This window comes from Ottowia sp. SB7-C50 (assembly GCF_033110285.1).
Lineage (GTDB): Bacteria > Pseudomonadota > Gammaproteobacteria > Burkholderiales > Burkholderiaceae_C > Ottowia.
Genome location: NZ_CP136995.1, coordinates 761,069 through 772,850, shown reverse-complemented (window position 1 = coordinate 772,850; position 11,782 = coordinate 761,069). Strand labels below are relative to the sequence as shown.

The 11,782-nt window shown below is 65.4% G+C and carries 15 protein-coding genes and 1 tRNA gene; 10 read left to right on the top strand and 6 right to left on the bottom strand.

Annotated elements, in window-relative coordinates:
* Positions 1-30: 30 nt before the first annotated feature.
* Both R0D99_RS03740 and R0D99_RS03735 read left to right on the top strand, forming a co-directional pair.
* Entirely contained in the window at positions 31-672 is a 642-nt protein-coding gene (locus R0D99_RS03740; protein ID WP_317750044.1) for an RNA pyrophosphohydrolase, read from the top strand.
* Positions 669-1,205: a CNP1-like family protein gene (locus R0D99_RS03735; protein ID WP_317750043.1), complete on the top strand. Its 537-nt coding sequence runs from the start codon at positions 669-671 to the stop codon at positions 1,203-1,205. Before R0D99_RS03740 ends, R0D99_RS03735 begins: the two co-directional genes overlap by 4 nt.
* Positions 1,206-1,248: 43 nt before the next feature.
* Here R0D99_RS03735 and proB read toward each other — a convergent pair whose 3' ends face one another.
* The 4 genes from proB to rplU form a co-directional block, all read right to left on the bottom strand.
* On the bottom strand, positions 1,249-2,400 hold the full coding sequence (gene proB / locus R0D99_RS03730; RefSeq protein WP_317750042.1) for a glutamate 5-kinase: 1,152 nt from the start codon (positions 2,398-2,400) through the stop codon (positions 1,249-1,251).
* Between the two features lie 56 nt (positions 2,401-2,456).
* On the bottom strand, positions 2,457-3,515 hold the full coding sequence (cgtA, locus tag R0D99_RS03725; RefSeq protein WP_317750041.1) for an Obg family GTPase CgtA: 1,059 nt from the start codon (positions 3,513-3,515) through the stop codon (positions 2,457-2,459).
* Positions 3,516-3,597: 82 nt separating this feature from the next.
* Positions 3,598-3,858 carry a 50S ribosomal protein L27 gene (rpmA, locus tag R0D99_RS03720; RefSeq protein WP_317750040.1) on the bottom strand — a complete coding sequence of 87 codons (261 nt, stop codon included), beginning with the start codon at positions 3,856-3,858 and terminating at the stop codon, positions 3,598-3,600.
* A gap of 6 nt (positions 3,859-3,864) precedes the next feature.
* Complete coding sequence (gene rplU, locus R0D99_RS03715) at positions 3,865-4,194, bottom strand: 50S ribosomal protein L21 (RefSeq protein ID WP_317750039.1); 330 nt, start codon at positions 4,192-4,194, stop codon at positions 3,865-3,867.
* Between the two features lie 234 nt (positions 4,195-4,428).
* Between rplU and R0D99_RS03710 the strand changes: the two genes are divergently transcribed.
* Positions 4,429-5,358 carry a polyprenyl synthetase family protein gene (locus R0D99_RS03710; RefSeq protein WP_317750038.1) on the top strand — a complete coding sequence of 310 codons (930 nt, stop codon included), beginning with the start codon at positions 4,429-4,431 and terminating at the stop codon, positions 5,356-5,358.
* Positions 5,359-5,378: 20 nt separating this feature from the next.
* Positions 5,379-5,455: transfer RNA gene (locus tag R0D99_RS03705), tRNA-Pro, on the top strand.
* A gap of 207 nt (positions 5,456-5,662) precedes the next feature.
* Here the strand turns inward: R0D99_RS03705 and R0D99_RS03700 are convergent.
* Complete coding sequence (locus R0D99_RS03700; protein ID WP_317750037.1) at positions 5,663-5,785, bottom strand: hypothetical protein; 123 nt, start codon at positions 5,783-5,785, stop codon at positions 5,663-5,665.
* On the opposite strand from R0D99_RS03700, the gene pilB reads away from it, so the two are divergent.
* The 6 genes from pilB to R0D99_RS03670 are packed head-to-tail and all read left to right on the top strand — an operon-like array spanning position 5,784 to position 11,159.
* Positions 5,784-7,451 (top strand): type IV-A pilus assembly ATPase PilB, encoded by a 1,668-nt coding sequence (gene pilB / locus R0D99_RS03695; protein WP_317750036.1) that lies wholly within the window; start codon positions 5,784-5,786, stop codon positions 7,449-7,451. The genes R0D99_RS03700 and pilB overlap by 2 nt on opposite strands.
* A 31-nt stretch (positions 7,452-7,482) precedes the next feature.
* Positions 7,483-8,706: a type II secretion system F family protein gene (locus R0D99_RS03690; protein WP_317750035.1), complete on the top strand. Its 1,224-nt coding sequence runs from the start codon at positions 7,483-7,485 to the stop codon at positions 8,704-8,706.
* Complete coding sequence (locus R0D99_RS03685) at positions 8,706-9,545, top strand: A24 family peptidase (RefSeq protein ID WP_317750034.1); 840 nt, start codon at positions 8,706-8,708, stop codon at positions 9,543-9,545. The genes R0D99_RS03690 and R0D99_RS03685 overlap by 1 nt, the downstream gene beginning before the upstream one ends.
* Before the next feature lie 4 nt (positions 9,546-9,549).
* Positions 9,550-10,158 carry a dephospho-CoA kinase gene (gene coaE / locus R0D99_RS03680; RefSeq protein WP_317750032.1) on the top strand — a complete coding sequence of 203 codons (609 nt, stop codon included), beginning with the start codon at positions 9,550-9,552 and terminating at the stop codon, positions 10,156-10,158.
* 27 nt (positions 10,159-10,185) lie between these two features.
* On the top strand, positions 10,186-10,941 hold the full coding sequence (zapD, locus tag R0D99_RS03675) for a cell division protein ZapD (RefSeq protein WP_317750031.1): 756 nt from the start codon (positions 10,186-10,188) through the stop codon (positions 10,939-10,941).
* The gene (locus R0D99_RS03670; RefSeq protein ID WP_317750029.1) at positions 10,938-11,159 is read left to right on the top strand and encodes a DNA gyrase inhibitor YacG; all 222 of its coding nucleotides are present in this window, start codon (positions 10,938-10,940) and stop codon (positions 11,157-11,159) included. The genes zapD and R0D99_RS03670 overlap by 4 nt, the downstream gene beginning before the upstream one ends.
* 69 nt (positions 11,160-11,228) lie before the next feature.
* Here R0D99_RS03670 and R0D99_RS03665 read toward each other — a convergent pair whose 3' ends face one another.
* Positions 11,229-11,684, bottom strand: coding sequence for an NUDIX domain-containing protein (locus tag R0D99_RS03665; RefSeq protein WP_317750028.1), 456 nt, complete (start codon positions 11,682-11,684; stop codon positions 11,229-11,231).
* Between the last annotated feature and the right edge of the window lie 98 nt (positions 11,685-11,782).

Here is an 11,782-nt window from a genome sequence, read left to right as displayed (position 1 = left end):
GTTGCAACTTATTGAATTTGGGGTTTGATTATGCTTGACCGGGAAGGCTTTCGCCCGAACGTCGGCATCATCCTGCTCAACCAGAAAAATCAGGTATTTTGGGGCAAACGGATACGTACCCATTCCTGGCAGTTTCCGCAAGGTGGCATCGACCGGGGTGAATCCCCTGAACAGGCGATGTACCGCGAACTGCACGAGGAAGTCGGCTTGCAGCCGGAGCATGTGCGGATCGTGGCCCGGACGCGTGATTGGTTGCGCTACGAGGTGCCAGACCGGTTCATCCGCCGCGACGCACGCGGCCACTACCGGGGTCAGAAGCAGATCTGGTATCTGCTGCAGCTGATGACGCCGGACTGGAACCTGAACCTGCGCGCCACCAGCCACCCCGAGTTCGACGCCTGGCGCTGGAACGACTACTGGGTGCCGCTGGACGTGGTGGTCGAGTTCAAGCGCGGCGTCTACGAAATGGCGTTGACCGAGCTGGCGCGGTTCCTGCCGCGCCAGGAGCACCGCAACCGCTACCTGCGCGGCGGCATGCGCTCGCGCGAAGCGGGCGACTTCGCGCCCATCCACACGCAGGAGCGGTCGGCACCGCCCTCCATCGCCCTGCCGCCCGGCGCCGTGCTGGACGGCCTGCCGCGCGCGCCTTTCGCGCCGCGGGACGATTCATGAACGTCCCCGCCCGGGCCTGGAAGGCGGGCGCGCTGCCGCTGCTGGCGGCCTGCCTGTTCGCGGCATGCGGCTTGGCCAGCGCCCAGTACGCCGACCTGGATCGCGCCGACTGGAAGGAGGACGTCCCTCCGCCCCCGCCGGCCTACAGCACGCAGGGGCTGGTCGAGATCGACATGCCGCGCGGCTCCACGGTGCGCATGGGCGTCGATCCGGCCACCATCCGCATCAACCAGCAGACGGGCATCGTGCGCTACGTGGTGGTGGCGCGCGGGCCGTCGGCGGTCAACGCCAGCTACGAAGGCATCCGGTGCGCCACCGGCGAATACCGCATCTACGCGCGCCAGGTGCAGGGCAGCGAGTGGTCGCCCAACAGCGACGACCGCTGGAACAGCATGCGCGGGCAGTCGGGCGTGCTGGTGCAGCACCCGGGGCGGCTGGCGCAAGGCGGCATGTGCATGGGCACGACACTGCGCGAGACGCCGGCCGAGATGGTGCGGCAGCTCAAGTCGGGCAACCAGTCGCTCTACTATTGATAGCTGGCTGCGACGCAGATAAGGCGCACAGGGCCGCATCGCATCATTTCTGGCGCGCCATCACCAGATTGTCCCGGTGCACCATTTCCGGCTCGGCCGCGTAGCCCAGCAGCGCTCGGATGTCGCTGGACGGCTTGCGGCACAGCAGGCGTGCCTCGGCGCTGGAGTAATTGGCCAGCCCGCGTGCAATCTCGGCGCCGCCCGCGTCGCGGATGGCCACCACATCGCCGCGCGCAAACACGCCGTCGACCTGCGTCATGCCGATCGGCAGCAGGCTGGTGCCGGCACCGCGCAGCTTGGCAACGGCGCCGTCGTCGACCCACAGCGCGCCGCGCAGCTGCAGATGATCGGCCATCCACTGCTTGCGCGCCTGCATCTTCTGCGTCGGCGCGACCAGCAGCGTGCCGATGCGTTCACCGCGCGACAAGCGCACCAGCACGTCCGGCTCGCGGCCCCAGGCGATCACCGTGGATGCGCCCGAACCCGCCGCGCGCTTGGCGGCCAGGATCTTGGTCAGCATGCCGCCCTTGCCGATGCTGGAGCCCGCGCCGCCCGCCATGCGCTCCAGCGCCAGGTCGCCGGCGCGGGCCTCGTGCACGAATTCGGCCGACGGATTGGCGCGCGGATCGGCGGTGTACAGGCCCTTCTGGTCGGTCAGGATGATCAGCAGGTCGGCTTCGATCAGATTGGCCACCAGCGCGCCCAGCGTGTCGTTGTCGCCCACCTTGATCTCGTCGGTGACCACCGTGTCGTTCTCGTTGATGACGGGCAGCACCTTGAATTGCAGCAGCGTCAGCAGCGTGGAACGCGCGTTCAGGTAACGCTCGCGGTCGGCCAGGTCGGCGTGGGTCAGCAGCACCTGCGCGCTGCGCAGGCCCTGCTCGCGCAGCTTGGTCTCGTACATCTGCGCCAGCCCCATCTGGCCGACGGCAGCAGCGGCCTGCAGCTCGTTGACTTCGTGCGGCCGCTTGGCCCAGCCCAGGCGCTTCATCCCTTCGGCGATGGCGCCGCTGGACACCATGATCACCTCGCGCTGCGCGCCGGGTTCGTTCTCCAGCAGTGCCATCTGGCGGCACCATTCGCCGATGGCCGATTCATCGAGGCCGCGGCCTTCGTTGGTCACCAGGCTGGAGCCGACCTTGATGACGATGCGGCGCGCCTGCCGCAACACCTCGGAAATCGGTTGTTCGTTCATTTCAGGGTTCAGCGCACGGCTGGCGCGCGCCAGTAGCTATTTTTTTAGTAGCGATTTCAGCGATCGAAGCGCGGGTCGGCCGGCGCGTCGGGCGCCTCGGCCTGCTGCGCGTGGCGCACATGCTGGTAGATGGATTGCACCAGGGGCTCGCAGCCTTCGCGCGTCAACGCGGAAATCTCGAACACGGGCCCCTTCCAGCGGAAGCGCTTGACGAAGTCCTTCACGCGCGCCGCGCGTTCTTCGGCGGGCACCATGTCTAGCTTGTTCAGCACCAGCCAGCGTGGCTTGGCATAGAGCGCGGGGTCGTATTTTTTCAGCTCGGCCACGATGGCTTTGGCCTGCGCAACCGGATCAACGTCTTCATCGAACGGCGCGATGTCGACAATGTGCAGCAGCAGGCGCGTGCGCTGCAGGTGGCGCAAAAACTGGTGGCCCAGCCCCGCGCCTTCGCTGGCGCCTTCGATCAGGCCGGGGATGTCGGCCACCACGAAGCTCTGCCCCGGCCCCACACGCACCACGCCCAGGTTGGGGTGCAGCGTGGTGAAGGGGTAATCGGCGATCTTGGGCCGCGCGTTGCTGACGGCGGCGATGAAGGTGGATTTGCCGGCATTGGGCATGCCCAGCAGGCCGACGTCGGCCAGCACCTTCAGCTCCAGCTTCAGGCTTTTCTTGTCGCCCGGCCAGCCAGGGGTCTTCTGGCGCGGCGCGCGGTTGATCGAGCTCTTGAACCGCAGGTTGCCGAAACCGCCGTCGCCGCCCTTGGCGATCATGATCTGTTCGCCGGGTTGCAGCAGCTCGTGCAGCACCTCGCCGGTTTCGGCGTCGCTGATGATGGTACCGACGGGCATCCTGAGCACCACGTCGTCGCCCGCCGCGCCGAAGCGGTCCGAGCCCATGCCGTGCTGGCCGCGCCGGGCCTCGTGCCGGCGCGAATAGCGGAAGTCCACCAGCGTGTTGAGGTTGGAATCGGCCAGCGCGTACACATGCCCGCCGCGCCCGCCATCGCCGCCGTCGGGGCCGCCGAATTCCTTGTACTTCTCGTGCCGGAACGACGCGCAGCCATTGCCCCCATCGCCGGCGGCAATGTCGATGAAGGCTTCGTCGACGAATTTCATGGTGACTTGCAGTGTATGCGGCGCAGCCCAGAAACAGCGAAGCCCCGCGCGTGCGGGGCTCCGTGCTGTCAGCCAGTGCGGATCAGGCCGCCGGCGTGACCTGCACGGTGTGCTTGTTCAGCGCACCCTTGGTGACGAAGGACACCTGGCCGTCGACCAGCGCGAACAGCGTGTGGTCCTTGCCCAGGCCGACGTTGGCGCCGGCGTGGAACTTGGTGCCGCGCTGGCGCACGATGATGGAGCCGGCGCTGACCACCTGGCCGCCGAACACCTTCACGCCCAGCATCTTGGGATTGGAGTCGCGGCCGTTTCGCGTGGAGCCGCCGCCTTTTTTCTGTGCCATGGTGTGTTACTCCTTGGACTTGCCGGCGCCGTTGATGGTGCCGATCTCGAGTTCGGTATAGCCTTGGCGATGGCCCTGGCGCTTCTGATAATGCTTGCGACGGCGCATCTTGAAGATGCGCACCTTGTCGTGCTTGCCGTGGCTGACCACCTTGGCCACCACGGAGGCGCCGGACACCAGGGGCGCGCCGATCTGGAGGTCGCCGCCGTTACCGACAGCCAGCACCTGATCAAACGTGATTTCCTGGCCTACGTCCGCAGCAATCTGTTCTACTTTAATCTTTTCGCCGGCAGCCACGCGATACTGCTTGCCACCGGTTTTTATGACCGCGTACATGAGAACCCTCTTGATTCGATATCTCCACCGGACGGATTTCCGGCAGAACTGCGCATTATAGCCGCAGCACCCGCCCAGCGCAAACGCCGCCCGGCGCGGACAGCGCTGGCGCGGGGCCAAACCTATAATTGCCGCCAAACCGTGGCGCAGCCTGCGCAAACGGTGTGTTGATCGCTCCAGCCTTGACTTCCTCCACCCCCCACCCACCGCGCCCTGGCGCTGGCCGCCGAGGACATGCGGGAGGTCGACGCGACCATCCTGCGCCGCCTGACATCGGACGTCCCTCTGGTCGGCCAAGTGGCGACCTACATCATCTCCGCGGGCGGCAAGCGCCTGCGGCCCGTGCTGCTGACGCTGATGTGCAACGCGCTCGGCTGCACGCACCCGCTGCGCCACAGCATGGCCGCAGTGGTCGAATTCATCCACACGGCAACACTGCTGCACGACGACGTGGTGGACGAATCCACGCTGAGGCGCGGCCGCGCCACGGCTAACGAGACCTTCGGCAACCCGGCCAGCGTGCTGGTGGGCGACTTCCTGTATTCCCGAGCGTTCCAGATGATGGTCGAAACCGGGAACATGCGCATCATGCAGGTGCTGGCGGACGCCACCAACATCATCGCCGAGGGCGAAGTGCTTCAGTTGATGAACATGCACGACGCTTCGCTGGACGAAGCCGCGTATCTGCGCGTCATCCGTTCGAAAACGGCCAAGCTGTTCGAAGCCAGCTGCCGGCTGGCGGCCATCCTGGCCGACGCACCGCCCGAGATCGAGGACGCGTGCAGCGAATACGGCCAGTCGCTCGGCACCGCGTTCCAGGTCATCGACGACGTGCTCGACTACGACGGCGACACCGCCGAGATGGGCAAGAACCTGGGCGACGACCTGCGTGAAGGCAAGGCAACATTACCGCTGATCCTGGCCATGAAACTGGGCAGCCCCGACGAGGCCGGACTGGTTCGACGCGCGATCGAAACCGGCAGCACCGACGAGCTACCTCGCATCATCGACATCGTGCGCCGCACAGGCGCGTTGGAGCGCACGCGTGTGGCGGCAGCCACACAGGCGGAACGTGCGGTAGACGCCGCGCGCGCGCTTCCGGCCAATGAATACTCGAACAGTTTGATAGAATTGGCGGCTCAGCTATTGCAGCGGCGCTCGTGAACTTCACCCGCTCTGCACATCGGGGTGTAGCTTAGCCTGGTAGAGCGCTACGTTCGGGACGTAGAGGCCGGAGGTTCGAATCCTCTCACCCCGACCATGCTGGCTGTTGCTTTCCTTTCACAGGCAATCGAGATCCGCAGCAGGCTTTGCTGCACGCATAGACAGCACTGCGCACCGCCCGTTTTCCTTGCTTCAGACATTCGGGGCGCCATTCGACTTAGCACATGTACGGCATGATGGTTAAGCCGAAACTCCGGCTAGCCACCGCATGACCGACGCAAAGGCGGCCGGCGTTTACATATTTTCACCAATCGGCGATGATCAGACGGGTGTTGTTGTACGTCTGAACGTCTTTCATGGCTATCGCCAATCCTTCACGAACTGCCTCTCCCGTCGCCCTGCCCGGTGTTGCCAGAGCTTTGGTCATGGCTGGCAAGATCAGCCGGGACATGGCGGACGAGGTCTATCGTCGGGCTAAAACGGCCAATCGCAGTTTTATTTCTGAGTTGACCGGCTCAGGCGTGGTGTCGGCTTTCGATGTGGCACATGTTATGTCACAGACCTTTTCGGCTCCGCTGCTGGACGTCGATGCACTCGACCTCCACCGACTGCCTACCGATCTACTCAATCCCACGTTGGCGGCAACTTCCCGCATCTTGGCGCTCAGCAAGCGCGGAAGCCGCCTGATCGTGGTAACGGCTGACCCGTCTGACCAAGATGCTGCGGAGAAGATCAAATTTGCGACGCAGATGACCGTCGACTGGGTCATCGGCGAATTTGACAAACTGTCGCGTCTGATCGACGTGTGCTCCGGGGCTGTGACCGAAACGCTGGGCCAAGTCAGCGAAGTAAATTTCGAGTTCGACGAAGCGTCGCTCAATGTGGATACGCCGACGGAGGAAGTCGATATCCTTCAGTCGCAGGTAGAAGACGCGCCCATTGTGCGGTTTCTGCACAAGGTGCTGGTCGAAGCGTTTAGATTGCGTGCGTCGGATATCCACTTCGAGCCTTACGAACACCAGTATCGGGTGCGATTTCGCATTGATGGTGAGTTGAGGGAAGTCGTGGCGCCGCCGATAGCCATCAAGGAAAAGTTGGCCTCGCGCATCAAGGTGATGTCACGTCTGGATATCGCAGAAAAGCGCCTCCCGCAGGACGGCCGCATGAAGCTGCGGATCGGGCCGGACAAGGTGATCGACTTCCGCGTCAGCACCCTGCCCACGCTGTTTGGCGAAAAAATCGTGATCCGCCTGCTCGATCCGACCAGCGCCAGTGTCGGCATCGATGCACTGGGCTACGAACCCGAGGAAAAAGAGCGGTTGCTCAAGGCCATCGCGCGCCCTTACGGCATGGTGCTGGTCACCGGTCCGACGGGCTCGGGCAAGACGGTGTCGCTCTACACCTGCCTTCACCTGCTCAACAAGCCGGGCGTCAACATCGCCACGGCCGAGGACCCGTCCGAGATCTACCTGCCAGGCGTCAACCAGGTCAACGTCAATGAAAGGGCCGGCCTCACCTTCGCCACGGCACTGAGGGCGTTCTTGCGCCAGGATCCGGACATCATCATGGTCGGCGAGATCCGTGACCTGGAAACAGCGGACATCGCCATCAAGGCGGCGCAGACAGGGCACCTGGTGCTGTCCACCCTGCACACCAACGACGCCCCGACCACGTTGACTCGCATGCGCAACATGGGCATCGCGCCGTTCAACATTGCGTCCAGCGTGATCCTCATCACGGCCCAGCGGCTGGCACGCCGGCTGTGCATGCAGTGCAAGGCGCCGGCGAACATCCCGCGCGAGACGCTGCTCGAAGCCGGCTTTGGCGAGCAGGATCTCGACGGCAGTTGGACGCCCTACAAGCCGGTGGGCTGCGCCGCGTGCAACAACGGCTACAAGGGGCGTGTCGGCATTTACCAGGTCATGCCGATCAGCGAGCAGATCCAGCGCATCATCCTGGACGATGGCAATGCGATCGAGATCGCCCAGCAGGCGCGGCGCGAAGGCGTACGCTCGCTGCGCGAATCGGGCTTGCACAAGGTGAAGCTGGGCGTCACGTCGCTCGAAGAAGTGCTGGCCGTGACCAACGATTGAGACGCGCTGGGCAGATAGGAAAGCAGCGAAGATGGCAACTCAAGTCGCGGGCGCCAAAGGCGTCAAGGAATTCGTCTTCGAGTGGGAAGGCAAGGACCGCAACGGCAAGGTCGTCCGTGGCGAAACACGCGCCGTGGGCCAAAACCAGGTCATGGCGACGCTGCGGCGGCAGGGCATATTCGTCACCAAGGTGAAGAAACGCCGCATGCGCTCGGGCCGGAAGATCAAGCCCAAGGACATTGCGATCTTCACCCGGCAACTGGCCACCATGATGAAGGCGGGCGTTCCGCTGCTGCAATCCTTTGACATCGTGGCCCGCGGCAACCCCAACCCCAGCGTCACCAAGCTGTTGAACGAAATCCGCGCCGATGTGGAAACGGGTACTTCGCTGTCCTCGGCCTTTCGCAAGTACCCGATGCATTTCAACAGCCTGTACTGCAATCTGGTCGAGGCTGGCGAAGCCGCAGGCATCCTGGACAGCCTGCTCGACCGGCTGGCCACCTACATGGAAAAGACGGAGGCGATCAAGTCAAAGATCAAGTCCGCCCTGATGTATCCAATCTCGGTGATCGTGGTGGCCTTCGTCGTGGTGTCGGTGATCATGATCTTCGTGATTCCGTCGTTCAAGGAAGTATTCACGTCTTTTGGTGCCGACTTGCCTGCGCCCACGTTGTTCGTCATCGCCGTCAGCGAGTTCTTCGTCAACTGGTGGTGGCTGATCTTCGGCGTAATCGGTTTCGGCTTCTACTTCTTCATGCAGTCCTGGAAGCGCAGCGAGAAGATGCAGATGTTCATGGACCGCCTGCTGCTGAAAGTGCCGATCTTCGGCGCGCTCATTGAAAAGGCGGTGGTGGCACGCTGGACGCGCACGCTGGCCACCATGTTCGCCGCCGGGGTACCGCTCGTCGAATCGCTCGACTCGGTGGGCGGCGCTGCAGGCAACGCGGTGTATCGCCAGGCCACCGACAAGATCCAGCGCGAAGTCGCCACCGGCTCGAGCCTGACCGCCGCCATGACCAACGCCAACGTCTTTCCCAGCATGGTGCTGCAAATGACCGCCATTGGCGAGGAATCCGGCGCGTTGGACCACATGCTGGGCAAGGCGGCTGACTTCTACGAGGCCGAAGTCGACGAGATGGTGGCGGGTCTGTCGAGCCTGATGGAGCCGATCATCATCGTGGTGCTGGGCACCATCATCGGCGGCATCGTGGTGTCGATGTACCTGCCGATCTTCAAGCTCGGCCAGGTGATCTGATGTCGGAGGGCGTGGTGCTGGCCGCGATGGGCGGCGTGTTGGGCCTGATTGTCGGCAGCTTTCTCAACGTCGTGATCTACCGCCTGCCGAAGATGATGGAGCGCCAGTGGGCGGCCGATTGCGCCGAAATGACGGGCCAGCCGCTGGCCGAGCAGGAGCGATTCAACCTGCTCGTGCCACGTTCGCGCTGCCAGGCCTGCGGCCACCCCATCCGCTGGTACGAGAACATCCCTGCGCTCAGCTACCTGTTCCTGCGCGGCCAATGCTCGGCCTGCGGCGTGCGTATCAGCCCGCGCTACCCCTTGGTCGAACTGGTCACGGGACTGCTGTTTGCGTGGTGCGTCTGGCGCTGGGGCGCCACCGGGACGGCTGTGGCCTGGTGCGGCTTTTCGGCGGCACTGGTCGCGCTCACGCTGATCGACTGGGACACCACGCTGCTGCCCGACAGCATGACATTGCCGCTGGTGTGGGCCGGTCTGATCGCCGCCGCGCTGGGCCTCACGGGCGTGCCGCTGGCCGACGCGGTGTGGGGCGCCGTGGCGGGCTATCTGTCGCTGTGGCTGGTCTATTGGGGTTTCAAGCTGCTAACGGGCAAGGAAGGCATGGGTTTTGGCGACTTCAAGCTGTTCGCCGCACTGGGCGCCTGGTTTGGCTGGGCGGCGCTGGTACCCATCATCCTGATGGCGTCGGTCATCGGCGCCCTGGTCGGCATCGGCATGAAGCTGACCGGCTCGTTGCGCGAAGGCGGCGTGGTGCCGTTCGGTCCGTTCCTCGCCCTGGCGGGCCTGACCGCCATGGTGTTCGGGCCCGCATCCATCCTGCGCGTGGTGGGGCTCTGACGCCATGGCAGCCTTGCTGGGTCTGACAGGCGGTATCGGCAGCGGCAAGAGCACCGTGGCGCAGGCGCTGTCCGAGCGCGGGGCCGCGGTGATCGACGCCGACGCCATTTCGCGCGCCATGACGGCCGTGCGCGGGCCTGCGCTGCCAGCCATCGCGGAGGCGTTCGGCCCCGCGATGATCGGTGCCGATGGCGCGCTCGACCGCGCGGCGATGCGCGAGCAGGTTTTCCACGACGACGGCGCGCGGCGCCGGCTCGAGGCCATCATCCACCCCCTGGTCGCCGCCGAAACCGACCGCCAGATGCACGCGGCCATCGACGCCGGCCGTGCGCTGCTGGTGTTCGACGTGCCCTTGCTGGTCGAATCGGGCGCGCGCTGGCGGGGCAAGGTCGACCGCGTGCTGGTGGTCGACTGCGAGCCCGAGACGCAGATCAAGCGCGTGATGGCGCGCAACGGCTTGCCGCGCGGCCAGGTCGAACAGATCCTGGGCGCCCAGGCCACGCGTGCCCAGCGCCTGGCGGCGGCCGACGCCGTGCTGTTCAACGGCGCGGGCGTCTCGCTGGACCAACTGCGCGCCAATGCGCACGAAGTGGCCGCAGCCTTCGGGCTATGATTCGCGTCTGCCTGAAGGCGACATCGCTTGATCCTGTACGAGTACCCCTTCAACGAACGCGTCCGCACCTACCTGCGGCTTGAGCACCTGTTCGACCGGCTGGGCCAGCTGATGGCCGGCGATGGCGCGGTCGACCACCACTTCGCACTCATCACCATGTTCGAGGTGATGGACGTCTCCGGCCGCGCCGACCTGAAGTCGGACGTACTCAAGGACCTGGAGCGGCAGCGCACGCACATGGCGGCGTTTCGCGGCAATCCGGCCATCTCTGAAGCCTCGCTGGACTCCTTTCTGGGCCGCGTGGACGACGCCTTCCAGCACCTCAGCCAGCAACTGGGCAAGCCCGGGCACGAGATGACCGACAACGAGTGGCTGATGGGCATCCGCAGCCGCGCCGTCATTCCCGCCGGCACCTGCAGCTTCGATCTGCCCGCCTACCACGCGTGGCAGCACCGGCCACCCGCCGATCGCCGTGCCGACCTGCAGGGCTGGGCCGGCTCGCTCGCGCCCATGGCCAACGCCGTGGCGCTGCTGCTGCAGATCCTGCGCGATTCCGGCCGCCCGCAGAAGGTGATGGCGAGTGCGGGCCAGTTCCAGCAGACGCTGCCGCAGAACCGCGCGTTCCAGCTGCTGCGCCTGCGCATCGACGAATCGATGCAGCTGGTGCCCGAAATCAGCGGCAACCGGCTGGTGGCGTCGGTGCGGCTGATGCGCCAGGACACCGATGGCAAGCTGCAACTGGCGCGTGAAGACGCGCCCTTCGAACTGGCCCTTTGCGCATGAGCCGCCCGCCCGCCGCACCGCCCGCCGATGCCGCCCGCACCGTGCGCTGCCCGGCCTGTGGCGGACCGAGCCGCTTTTCGCCCCAGAACGCCTATCGCCCGTTTTGCAGCGAACGCTGCAAGCTGCACGACCTGGGCGCGTGGGCCAGCGAGAGTTTTCGCGTCGAAGTGCAGGAAGACGACGGCGCCGAAGACGCCCAGCCGCCGCAGCTGCAGTAAGCCTGTTCAGCGCATTCTGGCCGCGCAGCGCCCGCCTAGACTGCGAATGCAGCTATTGATATTGAAGCGCTAGGGCACTGCCTCTTCGCGCAGCCAGTCGAGCACCGGCAAGGCGCCGGGCAGCACGGGCGCCACCTCCACCGGCAGCCCCGACCAGACGAAGGACTGGCCCTCGCGCATCTGCAGCGCGCCGCGCCATGCCCGCACCTTGCAGAAATGCAGCCGCACCAGCGCGTGGGGGTAATCCACCACCTGCTCGCGCCAGCGCTGGACGCCGGGCAGCGAAAGCTCGATCCCCAGCTCCTCGTGCAACTCGCGCGCCAGCGCCTGCTCCACGCCCTCGCCCGGCTCCAGCTTGCCGCCGGGAAACTCCCAGTAGCCCGCATACACCTTGCCCTGCGGCCGCGAAGTCAGCAGAAAGCGCCCGTCCGCCATGATCAGCACGCCCACCGCCACATCGACCACCGGCCGATCGCCCGCCATCTCGCGCTGCACATGCCCATCGGCGGTAAGAATGCCCTTCATTTGAGGTCAATGCATCATCAAATGGCCGCGGAGCAGGCCATACGGAGGCGCCATGGCCGGACCTGCGCCGGCCATAGGCGCCGTCCCCCTGGGGGGAA